A 20,320-nucleotide genomic window follows, 5' to 3' on the forward strand; every position below is an offset into this window, starting at 1 on the left:
AAATTGCGCAAGATGTAGGTTTGTCAAACATATTGGACAGTGAATTCGTTCGGAGAAAGCCAACTAAGCGGTCTCATAGGGAAGTTGTTGGAGCGGCGGTTGTGGGCAGCGAGCTGTCTGGCGAAGTCCTCCAGCGAGTAAAAGCTGCGGCAGGAATAGAAGCGTTTCTGATCCTCGCGGTGGCTGCGCTCCACTTTACCGTTGTGGCGAGGTGTATAGGGGCGGATGAGCTTGTGGCGGATACCCAGATGGGCGGCGGTGGTCTCAAACAAAGTAGGGAGATCCCGCTTGCTGCTGGAGAAACGATTGGTAAATTCAAAGCCATTATCCGTCTGGACGCATTCCACGCGGATTCCGCGGCGCGCATACCACTTGAACAACTTTTTCAGAAAATCCGCAGAGGAATAGGTGGACTGCTCCGGGTAGGCAGCCAGGAAGCGCAAGCGTGTGAACTCGTCAATAGCAGTGTATTGGTACAGGCGCAGCTCAGGGTCTGTGATACAGCGGCGGGGAACCACCTTCACATCTACCTGAACCCGCTGGCCGGGATAGGTCATCTGCTGGTAGGGCTTTGGCTTGTAGGCCGTTTTCTTCTCTTTAGGTGAGAACAGCCCCAGCTTTCTCATCACCCGGAACAGGCTCTCTGGGCGGCGGGTGTAGCCTCGCTGCCGCAGCCGGTGCCACAACTCCACCATACCCAGATTCGGATTGCGGCGGCGCATATCCCGGATCAGTTTTAGTTCTGCTTCTGTGTGCTGGTTTGGATGGCTGTGGGGCCGCCGGGACTGGCAAACCAGGGATTCTGCTCTGCCGTCCCAGCGTTTCTTCCAAAAGTAGATATACGACCGGCTTTTGTTATACTTCCGGCTTGCCCGGCTGACGCCGTATTTCTCCGCGTACTTCATCAGGGATTGCCGATATGCCATGTCCTGTGTTATACTCTTGCTCATGAAGGATATGGCCCCCTCTCGTCAAGTTGTTGTCTGCAACTCCAACTTTAACCGATGAGGCCTTATCCTTCATCCTTTTTTATTCTTCTGTCCAATATGTATTGTACTCCTACACATCCAAATTGAAGAAATTGCGCAAGAAAGATTGACAGAGGGGAAAAAATATGGTATGATCACCTTCGCACTTGACCGGAGATCGGACGTGGAGAGATGTCCGAGCGGTTGAAGGAACCGGTCTTGAAAACCGGCGATGCGCAAGCATCCGTGGGTTCGAATCCCACTCTCTCCGCCACATTTTATTTGTTCGGCAGGCTGTTGTCAGGTATTTGCAGAAGTACCCAAGTGGCCGAAGGGGCTCCCCTGCTAAGGGAGTAGGGCGGGAAACCGTCGCGAGGGTTCAAATCCCTCCTTCTGCGCCAAAATAACCACACCGGAAGGTGTGGTTATTTTTATGCTTACCGTAGGAAACTTGACATGCCCGGCAGAATGAGTCCCGTCTGCGCCGAAGTTTTGCCGCGGGCAAAACGCTCGTACGGCGCTTAAGCACCGTTGGCCAGTCAGAGGAAAGGGATCATGCGGCGGTTTTTGACAGAGAGAGGCCGCGGCCCCGTGGGGCTGCGGCCTCTCTCTGCTGTGGTATATTTTGGGCTGGCGCGTCAGTCCAGAAGCTGGGCCTGTACATCGATGGGCAGGGAGTCGATCAGGCTGTGGTTGGCGTTCATCAGGATGCGCTCCTCCAGCTTCAGGCCGAAGGTGGCCCCCTCCATCACCGCAGCGTGGAGGTTGCGGGGCTGCTTGCTGTCGCCGGCGTTCACCACCGGGATGCCCGCGCGGCGCACCTCCTCAAAGAAGGCTGTGTTGGAGCGGGTGTGGCAGGTGATCACGTCGTCAATGGCCAGCTCGGTGCGCTGGAAGGACTTGTCCATCAGCACCACCCTGCCCTTCTCCACGCTGTACACCGTGCTGTTCTCGATGATCCTCACCGGGAACTTGAAGGGCTCGCTGTGGAGGGCCTCCGCGTCGGTCTGGGCAAACCGCTTGCGCAGCACGTACATGTGGATCACCTCCACGGAAGCGGCGAACTCCTTGTTTTCCGTGACGATGGTGACCTCCTTGCCCATGCCGGCCAGGGCGGCGGCGGTATCGGCCGCGGCGTAGTGGTCGCCCCACACCAGCACCCGCTGGCCGGTGCGGCGCATCTGCCGGTCTTTGGGGTGATAGGGGCAGGTCACCTTGGGGCAGGCGATGGCCTCCTCAAAGGGCACCACCCGCTCCGCACCGATGCAGTCGGGCACATAGCTGGACGCGCCGGTGGCGTTGAGCACGATGTCAAAGCCGCGGAGATCGTCCGCCGTGGGGGCGGTGTGCAGGCGCACATCCACCTCCAGCCGGCGGATTTGGCCCCGGATCCAGTCGGCGTACCACTTCATCTTTTCCTTGCCGGGGGCCATGCAGCAGCCCAGGATGGCGCCGCCCAGCTCGCCGGTCTTTTCAAAGAGGGTGACGTGGTGGCCGCGGGAGGCGGCGATGCGGGCGGCCTCCATGCCGGCGGGGCCGCCGCCCACGATGCCCACCTTCAGCGGATTGGCTGCGGGGGTCATCTCGTCAAACTCCATGTGGCCGCAGGCGGGGTTGATAGCGCAGCCGATCTCCTTCTTGGCCATCATGCTCTCCTGCCAGCAGCCGGTGAGGCAGGAGATACAGCGGCGGATCTGGTCATCCCTGCCCAGATAGGCCTTCAGTGCCCAGTAGGGGTCGCAGAGCATCTGCCGGGACAGGCCCACCATATCGGTGTCCCCGTCGGCCAGCACCTTGTCGCAGAAGTCGGGGTTGCGGAAGGAGTGGCTGTTGATCACGGGGATGGACACCGCCTGCTTCACCGCCCGGGAGGCGTACAGAGTCCACCCCTCGGGGTAGTACATGGGGTCGAAGCCGGCGCCGGGGCTCTCCTGGATGCACTGGCTCAGATCCAAGGCAGCCGCGCCGGCCTTCTCCAACTCCACGGCCACCCGGACGCTCTCCTCACAGGTTCGGCCGCCCTCCACCCACTCGTCCACCGAGTAGCGCACCAGGATGGGGAAATCCCTGCCGCACTTCTGCTGGATGGAGCTGATGATGGCCAGGGGGAAGCGCATCCGGTTCTCAAAGCTGCCGCCCCAGCGGTCAATGCGCTTGTTCAGATAGGGGGACATGAACTGGGAGATCAGGTAGCCGTGGGCGGCGTGGAGCTCCACCCCGTCAAAGCCGGCCTGCTTGACCCGCCAGGCCGACTCGGAGAACTTGTCCACCATATCCACCACCTCCTCGGTGGTCATGGCCCGGACGGGCTTGCCCTTCTCCTCGGCATTTTCGTAGACGATCTCGTGGCCGGCGCTCCAGGGCAGCTTGACCACCATGTCGGTGGCCGACATGGTGTTGTAGCGGGGCCAGGCGCACTGGCGTCCGGGGTGCTGCAGCTGCACCACGCACTTGGCGCCGTACTTGTGCATGCTCTCCGCCAGGCGGGCCAGGCCGGGGATCTGTGTATCGCTGTCCGCCACCAGGCCGGTGACGGTGGGGCGGCCGGTGGCCGCATCGGGGGAGGTGGCCCCCACGATGATCAGGCCCACGCCGCCCTTGGCCAGCTGGCTGTGGTGATGGATGTCCCGCTCACTGACGGAGCCGTCGGCGTTGGAGGAGCTCACATCGGTGGGCACGTGGCAGATGCGGTTGGGCACCAGCATATTGCCGATTCGGATGGGCTGGAACAGATGTGGGTACTTTAACATAGCGCAGAACCTCCCAATGATTCAGATCTGCCCCTCGGGCAGCGGATTACGGTTCGTCAGGGGCCGGCAGGCGCAGGGCTCCGGCGGCAAAGAGGATGACCAGCAGACCGGCGAAGATGGGCACGGACATGCCCACCTGGATGGAGACGGCGTCGGACAGGTCGGCCATGAGAATGGGCACCACCACCCGGGCGATGCCGGTCACGAACATGTACATGGAGGTGGTGAGGGTGGTGCTGCCCTGATAGCCCCGGGCGCACTCCGCCACCATCATGGGCATAAAGTGGCCGGTGACCAGGCCCAGCAGCCCGAAGCACAGGCACATGACGGCGGCGCTTCCGCTGAGGATGCCCAGGGCCAGCAGGCCGGCGGACAGAGCCCCGCCGCCCAGAATGAGCAGCAGGGGGCGCACCCGCAGGTGGGGCGCCAGGAAGCGGTTGACCGTGGCGGCCACCCAGTAGACGGTCAGGCAGGTGGCCCCCAGGGCGTCGTTGTTATGAACCAGGAGCATGTAGCGCACGATCCAGCAGGTCAGGCCGGTCTGCACCATGGCGCACATGGCCCCGCAGGCCAGCAGCAGCAGATTGCGCTTTTTGCGCAGATAGCCGCCGAACTGCTGCAGGGAGAGCCGCTCCTCCCGGGCCTGCTGCCGGCTGTCCAGCCCTTTGGCGCCCCGCCGGGCCAGGGCCACACAGAGCATGGCGCCCGCCGTCATTGCGGCGATGACAAAAAATACGCCGCGCCAGGAGATCCCCAGCAGCAGGGCCTGCATCAGCAGGGGGGCCAGCAGGCTGCCCACGCCGAACAGGCCGTGGAGCAGGCTCAGATACTTGGGGCTGTCATGGGGGTGAAAGTCGATCATGCAGGAGTTGATATAGCCATCCAGCCAGCCGCAGCCCACCCCCAGCAGCACAATGGCGGTGAGAAACACGGCGAAGGAGGAGGCCGAGCCGGAGAGAAGCAGCATCGCCACCTGCAGCAGTCCGGACAGGAGCAGCATGAACAGCTTCTCCGTCCGCCCCTGGAACAGGGGGTTGACCAGCAGGGCCAGCATATAGCCCACGCTGAGCATGCTGCTCAGCAGGCCCTGGGCAGCGCCGGTCAGGGAGAAGGCGGCCACCACCTCGTTGAGCAGCACGCTGCTGATGGAGTTGACAAAGGCGTAGAGAAAGGCGGTGACCAGGATCGCGGCGGTGACGCCCTTGACGGCTGGCGGATTGGTGCGGGTTTCCATGAAATCGCTCCTTTGGCAGAGAAAAACCGGCATCGGACGGTGCCCGATGCCGGTTTTCCAAAAGTGGGGCGCCGACGGTTAGTCAGCTTACTGCCGGACGTTTTTCTCGCGGTTGTAAAGGATCAGCAGCAGAACCATGATCAGGCCCATGAAGATATTGCGGAGAGGCTGAGAGAAGCCCATAGTGGTCAGCGCGTTGCTGAGCACCACCATGACCAGGGAGCCGGCGATGCTGCCCGTGTAGGAGCCCACGCCGCCGGAAAGGGTGGTGCCGCCGATGATGACCGCGATGAGGGAGTTATAGGCGTACTCATCGAAGATCTGGCAGCGGGCGGCGTTCATATACGCCGCACCCAGCATGCCGGCAAAGGCGGCGAACAGGCCGGAGAACACATAGGTCAAAATCTGCACCCGGGCCACGCTCACACCGCTGAGCCGCGCCGCCGTGGGGTTGTTGCCCACCAGATAGACCTGCTTGCCGAAGCGGGAGCGGTTGAGCAGATAAAAGACCAGCGGAATGAGAACCACAGCGTAGAGCACAATGGACGGCAGGAACTGCAGCCCGAACAGGCGGGCGGTCACCGTCTTGATGAACGTGGGGGAGGCATAGCCCATGGGGCTGCCCTGGGTGAGCACGTACTGCATCCGGGTCACCACGTTGGAGATGGCTAGGGTGACAATCATGGGGGGCAGGCCGATCTTCACCGAGCAGACGCCGTTGAGCAGGCCCACCAGAGCGCCCATGGCCAGAGCGGTCACCAGCAGCTGGAGGAAATGCCCGTCCTCGCCGTTCATGATAGTGGTGGTCAGAATGGCCGCCGACGACATGACCGCGCCCACGCCGAAGTCCATGCCGCCGCCGATGAGCACGATGGTCTGGCCCGCGGAGGCGATGCTCAGCAGCAGGGTGAGCATGATGATGGAGCCGATGGCGCTGGCGTTGAAAGAAGACGGCGTCTTGATGATGGTGGCCAGATAGAGCAGGCCGGCGATGATAAAGGCCATGCGGGCGGGGCTCTTCTGGATAAACATCTTCACCCGCTGGCCGGCGGACAGCTGCTGTGCAGACAGAGCGTTACGCATTCCCGTCGCCCCCCTTCTTAGTCTCGACGGGCTCGTCATAGTGACGGTCGCTGCGCCGGAACTGGCGCACGATGCCCTCCCTCAGGGCGTCGCGCTGGCCCTTGGCCGTGACGATGGTCATCAGCAGGCCCAGGAAAATGATGATGTCGGACACGAAGTTCTGCCAGTAACTGGTGACGGAGAAGCCGGGGATCAGGTCTACCAGCAGGGAGAAGAAGTAGTACACGGAGTTCTGGATCAGCACGTAGAAGCCGGAGCCGAACACGGCGCAGGCCACATTGCCCCAGCCGCCGAAGCCCAGGCCGCCCAGGATGCAGGCAGACAGGGAGCGGATGCCGTAGTCCTCGGCCTGCAGCGGGTTGCCGGAGGCGATCATCAGCGTGATGCAGATGCCGGCCACGCCCACAAAGATGCCCTTGAGGATGAAGGCCTTGAGCTGCACCTGCATGGGGCTGATGCCGGCGGCAAAGGCGTTGCGGGGGTTGGCGCCCACGGCGTAGATGTGGGTGCCGAACCGGTTGCTCCGGGCATACCACCAGATGAGCAGGACGCCCACGATGAACAGGGCGGACACCGGGATGATGCCCAGGATCTGGGAGTCATAGGCCTGGTAATAGACCTTCTCCACCTTGCCCTGGGGCACGTCCATGATCAGCACGTTGATGCCCTTGATGATGTAGGTCAGCGCGTAGCTGGCCAGCAGCGCCGGCAGGCGGAACACCGAGCAGCACACCCAGCAGGCCAGGGAGGCCAGGACAGCCACCAGTACCACGACACCGACGCCGAGGATCACGCGGTCACCCAGCTGGAGTTTGAGGTGAACGGCCGCAAGGTGCTCTGCGTGGGCGAGGACAGCTGGGTCAAACAGGGCGGCATGCAGGACTGCATCGAGATTTACGGCGACAAGGGCGTGTGCTACGCCGATCTGTTCCAGGGCAACTCCTCCCAGATGTACAGCCTGGAGGGCTACGACTACGCCAGCGAGAAGGCCGGAGCCACCACCGGCTGGACATACCCCATCTTTGAGGAGGCCTTCAACCAGGGCTATCCCCAGGAGCTCACCCACTTTGTGGACTGCGTGCGAACCGGCGGGAAGCCCGTCTCCGACGGCGAGTACGGCAAGGCCGTGCTGGAGGTCATCCACGCGGCATACCGCTCCGCAAAGGAGGGCCGGAAGGTGGAGCTGCCCTGGCAGTCCCGGGCCGGCAGGCCGGTGGACAACTGGAGGTGATTGCGGTGCAGCGCTTCCCCAGCGACGCGGCCATGGGCGAGTACCTGGCGGATCGGATCGCCGAAGTGCTCCGGGCAAAGCCGGACGCCCTGCTGTCCATTGCGGCGGGCACCACCTCCTTCCCGGTGTTTGACGCGCTGAAACGGCGGGTCAGGGCAGGGGAGCTCTCCTTCGCGCAGGCCGGCTTTTTCGGCATGGACGAGTGGTGCGGCCTGCCCCAGGACGCCGACGGCGCCATGGCGGACTTCCTCCGCCGGCATTTCCTGGACGAGGTGGACTTCAAGGAGGTGTTCCTCTTTGACGGCATGGCCGATCCCCAGGCCGAGTGCGCCCGGGCCAGGGCGTTCCTGTCCAGCCGCGGCGGCCTGGATGTGATCGTGTTCGGCATCGGCGTCAACGGCCATGTGGCGCTGAACGAGCCGGGGGCGGATCCCACCCTCCACGCCCACGTGGCCCAGGTGGCCCAGGTTACCGCCCACGTGGCCCAGAAATATTTTGAGAAGAAGGCGCCCCCGCTGACGATGGGGGTCACCATCGGCCTGGCCGACGCGCTGGATACCGGATCGGTCTGGCTGGTGGCCAACACCCCGGCCAAGCGGGAGGCGGTGGAGAAGCTGGAGGCCCTGGCCGGTGCGGGCACCCCCAACAATCAGGTGCCCGCCAGCCTGGTGGCCGCCATGCCGCAGACGGAGCTGCTGGTGACAGAGGCGGTTTACGCGCCGGCCTCCTGATCAGAGCGCACAGAGCAGAGCCCTGGAACCGGATCCGGTTCCGGGGCTCTGTGCCTGCACGGGCCGTACTGGCCCCGCCCGGCTGTTTTCGCCCAACCCCTTGAAATCGGCGCGGTTTTCAAGTATAATATCACAGATTGCATGCGGCCTGGGGCCGAAGTGACAGATTCAAAGAAAGCGTGAGAGATTTGAAGTACGATTTTGCCGCCATTGAGCCCAAGTGGCAGAAGAAGTGGCTGGACGAGAAGACCTTCCACTGCGAGAACCACAGCGACAAGCCCAAATTCTACGCCCTGGTGGAGTTCCCCTATCCCTCCGGACAGGGCCTGCACGTGGGCCACGCCCGGCCCTACACCGCCATGGACGTGGTGGCCCGCAAGAAGCGGATGGACGGGTACAACGTGCTCTTCCCCATGGGGTACGACGCCTTCGGCCTGCCCACCGAGAACTACGCCATCAAAAACCACATCCACCCGGCCAAGGTGACCCACGACAACATTGAGAATTTCTCCAAGCAGCTGCACATGCTGGGCTACTCCTTCGACTGGGATCGGGTGATCAACACCACCGACCCCAGCTACTACAAGTGGACTCAGTGGATCTTCCTCCAGCTGTACAAGCACGGCCTGGCCTACAAGACCACCATGCCGGTGAACTGGTGCACCTCCTGCAAGTGCGTGCTGGCCAACGAGGAGGTGGTGGAGGGCGTCTGCGAGCGGTGCGGCTCCCCCGTCATCCGCAAGGAGAAGAGCCAGTGGATGCTCAAGATCACCGAGTATGCCCAGCGGCTCATCGACGATCTGGACGAGCTGGACTTCATCGAGCGGGTGAAGATCCAGCAGAAGAACTGGATCGGCCGCTCCACCGGCGCGGAGGTCACCTTCCAGGCCACCACCGGCGACGAGATCGTGGTGTTCACCACCCGGCCGGACACCCTGTTCGGCGCCACCTACATGGTGCTCTCTCCGGAGCACGAGCTGGTGCGCAAGTGGCTGGACGCCGGCCTGCTGCACAATGCCGACGATGTGACCGCCTACCAGAAGGCCGCCGCCTCCAAGTCCGATCTGGAGCGCACCGAGCTGAACAAGGAAAAGACCGGCGTGTGCCTGGACGGCGTGAAGGGCGTCAACCCGGTGAACGGCAAGGAGATCCCCATCTTCATCTCCGACTACGTGCTCTCCACCTACGGCACCGGCGCCATCATGGCCGTGCCCGCCCACGACGACCGTGACTGGGAGTTCGCCAAGAAGTTCGGCTGTGAGATCATCGAGGTGGTCTCCGGCGGCGAGGACGTGCAGCAGGCCGCCTTCACCGCCAAGGACGAGACCGGCATCCTGGTCAACTCCGACTTCCTCAACGGCCTGACCGTGAAAGACGCCATCCCCGTGATCACCAAGTGGCTGGAGGAGAAGGGCATCGGCCGCGCCAAGGTGAACTACAAGCTGCGGGACTGGGTGTTCTCCCGCCAGCGGTACTGGGGCGAGCCCATCCCCATGGTGTACTGCGAGAAGTGCGGCTGGCAGCCCCTGCCGGAGGATCAGCTGCCCCTGGTGCTCCCCGACGTGGAGAGCTATGAGCCCACCGACGACGGCGAGAGTCCCCTGTCCAAGATGACCGACTGGGTGAACACCACCTGCCCCCACTGCGGCGGCCCCGCGAAGCGGGAGACCGACACCATGCCCCAGTGGGCCGGCTCCAGCTGGTACTTCCTGCGCTATATGGATCCCCACAACGACAAGGCCCTGGCCTCCCCGGAGGCCCTGAAATACTGGTCGCCGGTGGACTGGTACAACGGCGGCATGGAGCATACCACCCTCCATCTGCTCTACTCCCGGTTCTGGCACAAGTTCCTGTACGACATCGGCGTGGTGCCCACCAAGGAGCCCTACCAGAAGCGCACCTCCCACGGCATGATCCTGGGCGAGGGCGGCGAGAAGATGTCCAAGAGCCGGGGCAACGTGATCAACCCCAACGACGTGGTGGCCCAGTACGGCGCGGACACCATGCGGCTGTATATCATGTTCATCGGCGACTTTGAGAAGGCCGCCGCCTGGAGCGACAACGCGGTGAAGGGCTGCAAGCGGTTCCTGGACCGCGTATGGAACCTGTCCGACAACCTGACGGACGAGGCGGGCTATTCCAAGGCCAATGAGAGCGCGGTGCACAAGACCATCAAGAAGGTGTCCGACGACATCGAGGCCATGAAGTTCAACACCGCCATCGCCGCCCTGATGGCCCTGGTGAACGACTTCTACGCCAACGGCTGCTCCAGGGGCGACTATGCCGCCCTGCTGCTCATGCTCTCCCCCTTCGCCCCCCACATGGTGGAGGAGCTGTGGGAGGCCCTGGGCTTCGCCGCGGACAAGGGCATGGCCTGCGCCCAGCCCTGGCCCGCCTACGACGAGAGCAAGACTGTGGAGGCCGAGGTGAACATGGCGGTGCAGGTCAACGGCAAGCTCCGCGCCACCATCACCGTGCCTATGGACAGCGGGGAGGAGGCCGTGGTGGCCGCCGCCCTGGCCGACCCCAAGGTACAGAAGTTTACCGAGGGCAAGAACCTGGTCAAGACCATCCTGGTGAAAAACAAGCTGGTCAACCTGATTGCCAAATAAGTTCCGTGCCCGGTATGTAAAAACGCTCTTGACATTTGGGGCATTATAGAATACAATGATTCTGTTAAAGCCATATCTTTGTGGCCCTTTGGCGGTGGAATCCCGCCGCTTCGGAGGGAGGGGAAGTCAATGTCGGAAGTCCATGTGAAGGACGGGGAGTCCTTGGAGAACGCGCTGAAGCGCTTCAAGCGCAGCTGCGCCAAGTCGGGCGTTCTGGCCGAGGTTCGCAGGCGTGAGCACTATGAGAGCCCGAGCGTGAAGCGCCGCAAGAAGTCTGAGGCCGCCCGCAAGAACCGCAAGAAGTATTACTGAGAACTTACAAGGCCCCGCACCCAATGGGTGCGGGGCCTTGCTGCGCCTGTCGAAAAAGTGGCGAAGCCACTTTTTCGAGAAAGATTGCATGGCGGAAGGGACTCGATTTCTTGCGAAATAGTCACCCCTTCCGCCATGAGAAGTGTCATTTCCGACGCGCACCCCCCAGGGGGCCCTCTCTTGCCCCTTCGGGGCAATTCACCTTGTGTCGCCGGAAATGACAGATTTTGATTTTATTCCTGCGGCTGCGACCGCAGGAACTCTGCGAGGCTTTCCTTCGCGGGAGTTTTTCGATACGCTGAGGCCCCGCACCCAATGGGTGCGGGGCCTTGCTGCGTCCAGGGAGGTGCCCCGCCAAAAAGAGAGGTATTTGTATCTTTCCGCTTGACAGCGGAATTTTAAAATGATATATTTATCCCATAAAGAGATAAATATATCTCATAAGACGGGAAGGATTCCAAGATGAAACAGCACTCTGTCAGACGAATTGTACTGCCGGGCGTGATCTGCGCCCTGCTGCTGGCGGCGGCCAGCGGGTACTCCATGGCCTTCAACGGGGGCCGGCTGGTGGAGCCCATGGACTTTTCCACCTACGTGTTCCGGGCGGGGGATCTGCCCATGCTCCTCGCCCTGGCGCTCACGGTCTGCTACGTGGGGTATCTGGTTGTCCTCCTGGTGGGGTATACCCTGTCCAGCAGACATCGGCAGGCGTCCGCCAGTACCGCCCGGGCGGTGAACCCCAGGCTGGGACTGCTGGGCCTTTTGGGGTTCCTGGGCTTTCTGGGCTTCTGGACTTACCAAACGGATGGGAGCATCTTCCCCTTCGTGTTCTTTCTGTTCTTCGGCTTCTTTGGCTTTTTCTTTGAGGGGAAGCTGTCCGGCACCCTGATGGACGAGCGGTACAGGGAGAACCAGCTGCGGGCCCGCACCACGGCCAACCGGGTGGCACTGACCATCATCTTCCTGGCGGTGCTGCTGCTGGGGCAGGGGAAAATCATGGGCAATCTGGAGCTCACGCTGGTGGCCTTTGTGATCGTGGTGGTGCTGGCCCTGGCGCTGGAGCTGTTTCTCAGCTCCTATCTGCTCTACCGCTATGACCACGACGAGCCAGCGGCCAGGGACGGGGAGTGAGCCATGCCGGAGTTTGAGTGCAGGCTGAAAAAATACCGCCAGCTGAAGGAACTGACCCAGGAGCAGCTGGCGGCCAAAGTAGGGGTGCGGCGGGAGACCATCATGCGCCTGGAGAAGGCCCAGTACAACCCCTCCCTCAAGCTGGCCATCGACATCTCCCGGGCGGTGGGCGCCCCCATCGAGGAGATTTTCCTCTTTCCCGAGACTTCAGAGAAGGAAGAACAGGGCGGGGACGGATAGCATCCGTCCCCGCCCTGTACGGCTCTTACCGCGCCATCTCCTGTTTTGCCCACGCCATCAGGGCGGGGAGGGTGCACCCGTCCTCCAGCAGTTCCCGCTCATCCGGCTCCAGCAGGGGGAGCAGCTCCCGCCTTGCGGCCGCATACCGCCCGGTGCGGCGGAGGTGGGCCAGCCGCAGGGCGAAGAAGGCGGCCTTCTGCAGGGCGGGGATAGCCTCCTCCGGACGGGCGTCAAAGAGAGCGGTGTGGCAGGCGGCGTGGTAGAGGGCGGAGGTCCCCGCCCGCACCGCCTGCTCCAGCGCCTCCTGCCCCATGGGCGGCAGCAGCCCCTCCAGGGAGCCGTACACCGGCAGGGTGTCCAGCTTCAGCTGGAGGGCGTCGAAGGCGGGCCAGGCGGCCAGGGCGGCCCGGTCGCAGAAGAAGCCGCAGGCCCGGTCGGCAAAGGGCATTTGCGCCAGCAGGGCCCGGCAGGCGGTCAGCTCCGCCTCTCCCAGCTCGTCCAGCACCACCACCAGATCCACGTCGCTGTCCGGCCCGGCCTCTCCCCGGCCATAGCTGCCCTGGATGCCCACGAAGGCCACCCGGCCGGGGAAGGCCTCCAGCAGGGCGGGGAGAAAGGCGTCCATCCACGGTTTCCAGTCCATCACGCATACCTCCTTGTCAGAAATGGGAGGCAAGTATACCAGAAACCGGGAATCAGCGCAAGGCTATTTCAGGATTTCCTCCAGCAGATCGTCCACCTGGGGGTAGGCCAGCACGGCGGAGGTGATCCCCAGACTCCGGGCGGTCTGCAGCTTTTTTCGGATGGAGCCGGCGTCGTCGAAGAGGACGAAGTGGGCCCCGTTCTGCCGGGACATGTAGGTGAAGTAGTGGGCGCACAGCTCGCTGGAGAAGAACACCGAGGGGGCGCGCTCCTCCAGGCGCTCCTGCAGCTCCTCCCGGGTGAGAGGCATGCCCTGGCCGGTGGGGGAGGGGAGGAAGAAGTCCTCCGCCGCCCGCTCCACCGCCAGGGCCACCCGCCCGGCTCCGTAACGCTCCACCGCCTCCTGGAGCCGCTGGCGGAGGGAGCCGCCGGACAGGGCGGAGGGGATGAGCACCAGGGCGGAGTCGGAGCAGGAGCCGTAGGCCTCCGGCACATAGAGGGGCCAGCTCCGCCTGCGGCAGGCCTCCCCCAGGGCCTTCACCGCGCCGGCCAACACCGGCACCGGGTAGCCCTCAAAGTCGCACAGGATGCCGTCAAACCCCCGGGCCATGCACTCCCGCAGAATCTCCTGGCACAGGGGCCCGGCCTCCCCCCGGCCGTCAAAGCCGGTGTTGTCCACCACCATCAGCCCGCCCCGCAGGGTGACGGGCATGTTGGCCCGGAACAGGTGGGGCCCGCCCCCCACCCGGTAGGCCACGTGGGCCACGGGCAGGCCGAACCGCTGGGCCGCCCGGGTCTGGTCGGGCGGCGCGGTGAGGATCAGGTTCAGGTTGGTTTGCATGTCTTAAGTACCCCCTTGTCCAAGTTCTCAGAAGCGTGTATAATTCTATGCGGACAAGACGGCAAATAGACGAGGTGAAACCATGGCCTTTTCCATGCTGCCCCACTGGACGGGCGGCAGTATCTTCGACATCGACCCCGCCGCCCTGGCCGGCCGGGGGATCACCCTGCTGCTGGCCGATCTGGACAACACCCTGGTGCCCTACGGCGTGCCGGAGCCCACGGAGGCGGTGCGGGCGTGGAACCGGGCGCTGGAGGAGGCGGGGGTCACCCTGTTCGTCCTCTCCAACAACCGCCACCCACAGCGGCCGGAGCGGTTTGCCCATGCCCTGGGCGTGCCCTTCCTGGGCCACGCGGGCAAGCCCAGGCCCGCCGGCTTCCGCCGGGCCATGGAGCAGATGGGCCGCACCCCGGCCCAGACCGCCATTGTGGGCGACCAGATCTTTACCGACATCCTGGGGGGGCGGAACGCCGGGGTGCTCACCCTGCTGGTGGAGCCCATCCGCCTGGCGGGCAACCCGGGCCGCTACCTGCGCTACGCCGCGGAGTGGCCCTTCCGCATTCTGGGAAAACGGAGGTCAAAACCCTTATGAGCGCAATCTTCGGCCCGGCGGGCAACGCCGACTCCTTCCCCTATAAATCCTCGGCGGACGCCCCCCGCTGGCTGGCGGGGCTGGGCCTGGACGCCTATGAGTACCAGTGCGGCAAGGGGGTCAACGTCAGGGAGGACACCGCCCGCAAAATCGGCGCGGCGGCCAGGGAGGCGGGCATCCGCCTGTCCCTCCACGCCCCCCTACTTCATCAACCTGGCAAACCCCGACCCGGACAGTTTGCAGAAGACCATCGGCTATATCACCGCCGCCTGTGAAGCGGCGGACTGGATGGGGGCAACCCGGGTGATCATCCACTCCGGCGCCCTGATGAAGCGCACCAGAAGGGAGGCCCTGGACATCGCCATCCCCTCCCTGCGGGCGGTGGTCGCCGCCTGCGACGAGGCGGGGTATGGGCACATCGCCCTGTGCCCGGAGACCATGGGCAAGATCAACCAGCTGGGGGATCTGGACGAGGTGCTGGAGCTGTGCACCCTGGACGAGCGGCTGGTGCCCTGCGTGGACTTCGGCCACCTGTACGCCCGCTCCCTGGGGGAGCTGGAGGGCCATGAGGCCTGCGTCCGGATGCTGAACCGCATCCGGGAGGTGCTGGGGGAGGAGCGGGCCGGAACCTTCCACAGCCACTTCTCCAAGATCCAGTTCACCCCCAACGGCGGCGAGAAGATGCACCTGACCTTTGCGCAGGACGACTTCGGCCCCGACCCGGCCCCCCTCATGGCCGAGGTGGCCCGCCGGGGCTGGAGCCCCACCTTTATCTGCGAAAGCGCGGGCACCCAGGCGGAAGATGCGCTGACCATGAAGAGACTGTATCAGGCCGCGGCCCCGGGAGAAGAGGCACAGCCATGAGCCCGGCGGTATGGATTGCGCTTCTGGCCGTGTTCCTCCTCCTGCTCGCGGGCCGCAGGCGCGCGCGGAATCTGCGGCGGAGGGACCGCCGGAGACGAAAGGAGAGCAGATTGAGCATGAATGAGATGATCCGTCAGCTGCTGGGGAAGCGGTGCGTGGTCTGCCTGGACGGCGGCTTCGGCGGCTCCCTGACCGGCGTGCTGGAGGCCCTGGAGGACAACTGGCTGTCGGTGCGCACCGGAAAAAACGGGGCGCTGGAGCTGGTGAACCTGGACTACGTCAACCGCATCCAGGAGCTGCCCGAGAAAAAGAAATAGAGGCAGAACGTAGGGCGGGGGCTTGCCCCCGCCGCCGATCCATCAAAAAAAGACGACACCATTAGAATCATAGAAGGGAAGTTTTCAACATGAACCATCTGAAACAGATTGCGGCCAAGCTGCCCGAGTACGGCATCGACGCCATGCTGCTCAACAGCGAGCCCGGCGAGTACTACGCCGTGGGCTTCCACGGCGAGGGCAACGTGGTGGTGACGGCGGAGAAGTGCTTCTACTTCACCGACTCCCGCTACATTGAGGCGGCGGGCAACCTGATCACCGGCGCGGAGATCGCCATGACCGGCCACAGCCGCAACTACCGGGCCATGGTGCAGGAGGTTGTGGAGCAGTGCGGGATCAAGACCATGGGCTTTGAGGAAAACTACCTGTCGGTGGCGGAGTACGAGTTGTGGGAGAAGGGCCTCACCGCCGAACTGGTGCCCGCCCAGAAGCTGGTCAACTCCCTGCGGGCCGCCAAGGACGAGGAGGAGATCGCCCTGATGCGCAAGGCCCAGGAGATCACCGACAGGGCCTTTGACGAGATCCTCAAGTTCATCCAGCCCGGCATGACCGAGCAGGAGATCGCCGCCAAGCTCCAGTACGACATGCTCCGCTTCGGCGCGGAGAAGATGAGCTTCGACCCCATCGTGGTCTCCGGCCCCAACGGCAGCCTGCCCCACGGCGTCCCCAGCGGCAAGCAGGTGCAGAAGGGCGAGTTCCTCACCATGGACTTCGGCTGCAAGTACGGCGGCTACTGCTCCGACATGACCCGCACCGTGGCCCTGGGCGAGCCTACCGAGGAGATGAAGAAGGTCTACCAGATCGTGCTGGAGGCCCAGCTGGCCGGCATCGCCGTGACGCGGGCCGGGGTGCCCGGCACCAGCATCGACGCCGCCGCCCGCAAGGTGATCGCCGACGCGGGCTACGGGGAGTTCTTCGGCCACGGCTACGGCCACAGCCTGGGGATTGAAATCCACGAGTCCCCCAACGCCAACACCCGGGACAACACCCTTCTGCCCGTGGGCGCGGTGGTGTCCGCCGAGCCGGGCATCTACCTGCCCGGGAAATTCGGCGTGCGCATCGAGGACGTGACCATTTTGCGGGAAGACGGCTGTGAAATTCTCACCAAATCCCCGAAAGACCTGATTATTCTCTAAAAACCCTTGCAAATACGGGGAGAATGGGGTAAAATAGCGTAGCTGATTTAGTACAACCTGATTTTGGAGGATGAATACCAATGCCTACGATTTCTGCCAGTGACTTCCGCAACGGCGTGACCTTTGAGATGGACGGCCAGGTCATGCAGGTGGTCGAGTTCCAGCACGTGAAGCCCGGCAAGGGCGCCGCCTTCGTGCGCACCAAGATGAAGAACGTGATCACCGGCGGCGTGACCGAGACCTCCTTCAACCCCACCGCTAAGTTTGAGCAGGCCTATGTGGAGCGCAAGGACATGGAGTACAGCTACAACGACGGCGATCTGTACTACTTCATGGATCCCGAGACCTACGACCTGGTGCCCATCGGCAAGGAGCTGCTGGGCGACAACTTCCGCTTCGTGAAGGAGAACATGGTGTGCAAGATCAACTCCTACAAGGGCAAGATCTTCGCCGTGGAGCCTCCCACCTTTGTGGAGCTGGAGGTCACCGAGACCGACCCCGGCTTCCGCGGCGACACCGCCACCAACGTGACCAAGCCCGCCACCCTGGAGACCGGTACCGAGATCAAGGTGCCCCTGTTCATCAACCCCGGCGACAAGATCAAGATCGACACCCGCACTGGCGAGTACCTGGAGCGCTGCAAGGCTTAAGCGTCCGAGCGCCCGGGAGCAGGCGCACAGTGAGCCGCGCAGACGAAAAAGCAGTTGCGCCGCAGGCGCAAGGTGTTTTTCGCGGAGCGGTGAGCAGTGTGCCGTCGCGGAGGGCGCGAGGCGTGATAACAGGCGCACCATCTTAACGAAGGCCCTTCGTGGCCGCCTGAGAAAGGGAGAAAAACAATGACGATTTCCGAGAAGGTCGCGTATCTGAAGGGCCTGGCTGAGGGCCTGGATCTGGACACCTCCAAGTCCAAGGAGGCCAAGCTGATCTCCGTGATGATCGGCATCCTGGAGGAGATCGGGATGTCCATCGAGGATCTGGAGGAGAACACCGTAGCCCTGGGCGAGGAGCTGGACGCCGTGTCCGACGATCTGTCCGACGTGGAGAAGGCCGTCTTTGAGGATGAGGACGAGGACGACGACTGCTGCTGCGACGAGGACGACGATTTTTTTGAGGTGGACTGCCCCAACTGCGGCGAGACTCTGGTGATTGACGAGTCCGTCCTGGAGGAGGGCGTGATCCAGTGCCCCAGCTGCAAGCAGAAGTTCGCTCTGGATCTGTCCGACGAGTGCGGCTGTGGCTGCGAGGACGACGATGAGGACGGGGACTGCGGCTGCGGCTGTGAAGACCACGACCACCAGTAAGAGCAGATACAAACGGCTACAGCGGGGAGGCGGCCGCCTCCCCGCTGTTTCTCTGCCGTCGTCCCGCCAGCCGTTTCTTCAAAATTTCTTGATATTTTGGGGAAATCAGGCTTGACACGGCCCGGCCGGGATGGTATACTATCAGGCGTGTTCAAAGACAGCAGGTGGCGCCAGCCATAATTCCTGCCGAGAATGCAGCCACAACGGAATGAGATTCTTTGTGCTGTTTTCGCGTGCTTTGAATGCGAAAACGGCTTTTTTGTTGCGTCTGCATCGGAAAAGTTGGACTCAATCTCAACGGAGGTGAATTCCAAATGCCTAACGCAAAGGTTCTCAGTGAGAAGCAGGCCATCGTGGCTGAGCTGACCGAGAAGTTCAAGACCGCCAGCAGCGGCGTGCTCGTGGACTACAAGGGCATCACCGTGGCCGAGGACACCGCTCTGCGCGCCGAGTGCCGCAAGAACGAGCTGGACTACGCCGTAGTGAAGAACACCCTGGTGCGCTTTGCCATCAACAACGTGGGCCTGGAGGAGATGGATTCCGTCCTGAACGGCACCACCTCTCTGGCGCTGTCCCACGGCGATCCCATCGCCCCCATGCGCGTCATCAACAAGTTTGCCAAGCAGTTCAATGGTGAGAAGTTCACCATCAAGGCCGGCTTCATGGACGGCAAGGTTCTGTCCATGGACGAGATCAAGGCCCTGGCCGAGCTGCCCTCCAAGGAGGTTCTGCAGGCGCAGGTTCTTGGCACCATGCTGGCCCCCATCACCAGCCTGGCTATCGTCATCAAGGCCATCTGCGAGCAGAAGGGCGGCTCCGTGGAGCCCGCCGAGGCGGCTGCCGAGGCTGCCGAGTAATATCCCCGCATCAAACATTCAAAAAAATATTTATTTCATAGGAGGTTACCTATCATGGCTTCTGAGAAAATCACTGCCCTCATCGAAGAGGTTAAGGGTCTGACTGTTCTGGAGCTCTCCGAGCTCGTCCACGCTCTGGAGGAGGAGTTCGGCGTCTCCGCCGCCGCTATGGCCGCTCCCGCCGCCGGCGGCGCTGCCGCTCCCGCTGCTGAGGAGAAGACCGAGTTTGACGTGGTGCTGGCCGAGGTCGGCGCCGAGAAGATCAAGGTCATCAAGGCTGTCCGCGAGATCACCGGCCTGGGCCTGGCCGAGGCCAAGGCTGCCGTCGAGGCTGCCCCCAAGGCCATCAAGGAGGGCGTCTCCAAGGACGAGGCCGAGGAGCTGAAGAAGAAGCTGGAAGAGGTCGGCGCCAAGGTGGAGCTGAAGTAATCCGGTTTCCCAACCAAACCAAAAAACCGTGCCCGGGCATATGCCCGGGCACGGCTTTTTCTTTTTCATACGGAGTGCGGCGCTCACCGCTGCCGCATCAGGCGGGTCAGGACGTTTTTGCAGGGCCGGAAGAGCACCAGCGCCATGGCGAAGTTGCCGGCGCAGTGGAGCAGATCGAAGGGGATGCCGCTGACCCACCAGGACAGGGCGAAGGCCCAGCCGCCGCTGACCCAGTACACCAGGGCGCACAGGGCGCCGAAGCTCAGGCCGAAGGCGCCGGAGAGCACCGCCCAGCCCAGGGGGGACTCCATCCGCCGGAACACCATGGCCAGCAGCACCAGCACCAGCCACACGTAGGTGTAGCAGATAGACCAGAAGCCGATGCCCCAGATCAGCAGCTCCATGGCCACATAGACATACAGCGGGGCCAGAACCCTCCAGCCCAGCACCACCGTGTACACCACCAGCAGGAGGGACACCGGCTCAATGTTGGGCAGCCAGGCCAGGGCCATCTTGCTTACCCACAGCAGGGCGCCCAGCAGGGCCAGGAGCACCAGCTCCCTGGCCCCCATGGGCTTCCCTTTAGAACTCGTCATAGCCCACCATGAAGGTCAGCTCGAAGTGGTCGCCGTCGGCAATGGGGGTGGTGTCCGCGCTGGTGTTGATCATCTCGCCGCCCTGGGTGAGCTTCCACCACTCCTGCGCCCCTTCGTCCGCCGTCTCACCGTCGGCTACCAGGATATACAGCCCGTAGGGCCCCTGATTGTCCTCCACCACGCCGCCGGCCACCAGGGCGGGGCCCAGATAGGCCTCGTCGGTCTCCAGGGTGAAGTCCTTGGCGGTACCGTCTCCGTGAACCACCTGCACCGTCACGGTCTTGGCGCCCGTCTCCCCCGTGGGGGCGGTCAGGCGCCACACCAGCACCAGCGCGGCGGCCACGATCACCAGGATCACCACCGCCAGCAGCGTCTTTCTCTTTTGCAATCTCATCTGCCTCCCTATATTGGTCAAGTAGAGACAGTTTACCACAG

The 20,320-nt window shown here is 63.3% G+C and carries 21 protein-coding genes, 2 tRNA genes, 2 pseudogenes and 1 other annotated feature; of the genes and pseudogenes, 16 read left to right on the plus strand and 9 right to left on the minus strand.

Annotation, left to right across the window (positions count from 1 at the left end; genetic code table 11):
* Positions 1–23 precede the first annotated feature (23 nt).
* Entirely contained in the window at positions 24–926 is a 903-nt protein-coding gene (locus B5E42_RS04450; RefSeq protein ID WP_242967013.1) for a DDE-type integrase/transposase/recombinase, read from the minus strand.
* A 228-nt stretch (positions 927–1,154) separates the two neighbouring features.
* On the opposite strand from B5E42_RS04450, the gene B5E42_RS04455 reads away from it, so the two are divergent.
* A tRNA-Ser gene (locus tag B5E42_RS04455) sits at positions 1,155–1,242 on the plus strand.
* A gap of 36 nt (positions 1,243–1,278) precedes the next feature.
* Positions 1,279–1,369 (plus strand) — tRNA-Ser (locus tag B5E42_RS04460).
* A 237-nt stretch (positions 1,370–1,606) separates the two neighbouring features.
* Here the strand turns inward: B5E42_RS04460 and B5E42_RS04465 are convergent.
* The 4 genes from B5E42_RS04465 to B5E42_RS19105 form a co-directional block, all read right to left on the minus strand.
* Positions 1,607–3,718: an FAD-dependent oxidoreductase gene (locus B5E42_RS04465; RefSeq protein WP_087237048.1), complete on the minus strand. Its 2,112-nt coding sequence runs from the start codon at positions 3,716–3,718 to the stop codon at positions 1,607–1,609.
* A 46-nt stretch (positions 3,719–3,764) separates the two neighbouring features.
* Complete coding sequence (locus B5E42_RS04470) at positions 3,765–4,952, minus strand: MFS transporter (RefSeq protein WP_162613907.1); 1,188 nt, start codon at positions 4,950–4,952, stop codon at positions 3,765–3,767.
* An 87-nt stretch (positions 4,953–5,039) separates the two neighbouring features.
* Positions 5,040–6,035: an ABC transporter permease gene (locus tag B5E42_RS04475; RefSeq protein ID WP_162613908.1), complete on the minus strand. Its 996-nt coding sequence runs from the start codon at positions 6,033–6,035 to the stop codon at positions 5,040–5,042.
* Positions 6,028–6,915, minus strand: coding sequence for a hypothetical protein (locus B5E42_RS19105; RefSeq protein ID WP_343214176.1), 888 nt, complete (start codon positions 6,913–6,915; stop codon positions 6,028–6,030). Before B5E42_RS19105 ends, B5E42_RS04475 begins: the two co-directional genes overlap by 8 nt.
* Between B5E42_RS19105 and B5E42_RS19110 the strand changes: the two are divergent.
* From B5E42_RS19110 to B5E42_RS04505, 6 genes and pseudogenes are all read left to right on the plus strand, one after another.
* A pseudogene (locus tag B5E42_RS19110) lies at positions 6,796–7,266 on the plus strand (Gfo/Idh/MocA family oxidoreductase); the annotation flags it as partial. The gene B5E42_RS19105 and the pseudogene B5E42_RS19110 overlap by 120 nt on opposite strands.
* Before the next feature lie 5 nt (positions 7,267–7,271).
* A complete protein-coding gene (locus B5E42_RS04485) occupies positions 7,272–7,997 on the plus strand; it encodes a 6-phosphogluconolactonase (RefSeq protein WP_087237054.1) in 726 nt (241 codons plus the stop codon).
* A gap of 188 nt (positions 7,998–8,185) precedes the next feature.
* Positions 8,186–10,609 carry a leucine--tRNA ligase gene (gene leuS, locus B5E42_RS04490; protein WP_087237056.1) on the plus strand — a complete coding sequence of 808 codons (2,424 nt, stop codon included), beginning with the start codon at positions 8,186–8,188 and terminating at the stop codon, positions 10,607–10,609.
* Between the two features lie 129 nt (positions 10,610–10,738).
* Positions 10,739–10,921, plus strand: a complete 183-nt coding sequence (gene rpsU / locus B5E42_RS04495; RefSeq protein ID WP_087237058.1) for a 30S ribosomal protein S21 — start codon at positions 10,739–10,741, stop codon at positions 10,919–10,921.
* 462 nt (positions 10,922–11,383) lie between these two features.
* Positions 11,384–12,052, plus strand: a complete 669-nt coding sequence (locus tag B5E42_RS04500) for a DUF3796 domain-containing protein (RefSeq protein ID WP_087237060.1) — start codon at positions 11,384–11,386, stop codon at positions 12,050–12,052.
* Positions 12,053–12,055: 3 nt separating this feature from the next.
* The gene (locus B5E42_RS04505) at positions 12,056–12,292 is read left to right on the plus strand and encodes a helix-turn-helix transcriptional regulator (protein ID WP_087237062.1); all 237 of its coding nucleotides are present in this window, start codon (positions 12,056–12,058) and stop codon (positions 12,290–12,292) included.
* Between the two features lie 25 nt (positions 12,293–12,317).
* On the opposite strand, the gene B5E42_RS04510 is transcribed toward B5E42_RS04505, so the two are convergent.
* Both B5E42_RS04510 and B5E42_RS04515 read right to left on the minus strand, forming a co-directional pair.
* Positions 12,318–12,935, minus strand: a complete 618-nt coding sequence (locus B5E42_RS04510) for a nucleotidyltransferase domain-containing protein (protein ID WP_087237064.1) — start codon at positions 12,933–12,935, stop codon at positions 12,318–12,320.
* Between the two features lie 63 nt (positions 12,936–12,998).
* Complete coding sequence (locus B5E42_RS04515; protein ID WP_087237066.1) at positions 12,999–13,775, minus strand: hypothetical protein; 777 nt, start codon at positions 13,773–13,775, stop codon at positions 12,999–13,001.
* Positions 13,776–13,857: 82 nt separating this feature from the next.
* On the opposite strand from B5E42_RS04515, the gene B5E42_RS04520 reads away from it, so the two are divergent.
* The 8 genes and pseudogenes from B5E42_RS04520 (at position 13,858) to rplL (ending at position 19,289) form a co-directional block, all read left to right on the plus strand.
* Positions 13,858–14,367 carry a YqeG family HAD IIIA-type phosphatase gene (locus tag B5E42_RS04520; RefSeq protein WP_087237068.1) on the plus strand — a complete coding sequence of 170 codons (510 nt, stop codon included), beginning with the start codon at positions 13,858–13,860 and terminating at the stop codon, positions 14,365–14,367.
* A pseudogene (locus B5E42_RS04525) lies at positions 14,364–15,231 on the plus strand (TIM barrel protein). The gene B5E42_RS04520 and the pseudogene B5E42_RS04525 overlap by 4 nt, the downstream one beginning before the upstream one ends.
* A 116-nt stretch (positions 15,232–15,347) precedes the next feature.
* On the plus strand, positions 15,348–15,548 hold the full coding sequence (locus B5E42_RS04530) for a hypothetical protein (protein ID WP_087237070.1): 201 nt from the start codon (positions 15,348–15,350) through the stop codon (positions 15,546–15,548).
* 89 nt (positions 15,549–15,637) lie between these two features.
* Positions 15,638–16,702, plus strand: coding sequence for a Xaa-Pro peptidase family protein (locus B5E42_RS04535; protein ID WP_087237072.1), 1,065 nt, complete (start codon positions 15,638–15,640; stop codon positions 16,700–16,702).
* 80 nt (positions 16,703–16,782) lie between these two features.
* Positions 16,783–17,352, plus strand: coding sequence for an elongation factor P (gene efp, locus B5E42_RS04540; protein WP_087237075.1), 570 nt, complete (start codon positions 16,783–16,785; stop codon positions 17,350–17,352).
* A gap of 186 nt (positions 17,353–17,538) precedes the next feature.
* Positions 17,539–18,003 carry a CD1247 N-terminal domain-containing protein gene (locus B5E42_RS04545; RefSeq protein ID WP_087237077.1) on the plus strand — a complete coding sequence of 155 codons (465 nt, stop codon included), beginning with the start codon at positions 17,539–17,541 and terminating at the stop codon, positions 18,001–18,003.
* Positions 18,004–18,136: 133 nt separating this feature from the next.
* Positions 18,137–18,273, plus strand: a sequence feature (ribosomal protein L10 leader region).
* A 44-nt stretch (positions 18,274–18,317) separates the two neighbouring features.
* Complete coding sequence (gene rplJ / locus B5E42_RS04550) at positions 18,318–18,860, plus strand: 50S ribosomal protein L10 (protein WP_087237079.1); 543 nt, start codon at positions 18,318–18,320, stop codon at positions 18,858–18,860.
* A gap of 54 nt (positions 18,861–18,914) precedes the next feature.
* Complete coding sequence (gene rplL / locus B5E42_RS04555) at positions 18,915–19,289, plus strand: 50S ribosomal protein L7/L12 (protein ID WP_065534595.1); 375 nt, start codon at positions 18,915–18,917, stop codon at positions 19,287–19,289.
* Positions 19,290–19,372: 83 nt separating this feature from the next.
* Here the strand turns inward: rplL and B5E42_RS04560 are convergent, their stop codons facing one another.
* Together B5E42_RS04560 and B5E42_RS04565 are read right to left on the minus strand one after the other, a co-directional pair.
* The gene (locus B5E42_RS04560) at positions 19,373–19,885 is read right to left on the minus strand and encodes a hypothetical protein (RefSeq protein WP_087237081.1); all 513 of its coding nucleotides are present in this window, start codon (positions 19,883–19,885) and stop codon (positions 19,373–19,375) included.
* Positions 19,872–20,273, minus strand: coding sequence for a DUF4430 domain-containing protein (locus tag B5E42_RS04565; protein ID WP_242967014.1), 402 nt, complete (start codon positions 20,271–20,273; stop codon positions 19,872–19,874). The genes B5E42_RS04560 and B5E42_RS04565 overlap by 14 nt, the downstream gene beginning before the upstream one ends.
* Positions 20,274–20,320 lie beyond the last annotated feature (47 nt).

This window comes from Flavonifractor sp. An10, from assembly GCF_002161215.1.
In the GTDB taxonomy this organism is placed as follows: Bacteria; Bacillota; Clostridia; order Oscillospirales; family Oscillospiraceae; genus Flavonifractor; species Flavonifractor avistercoris.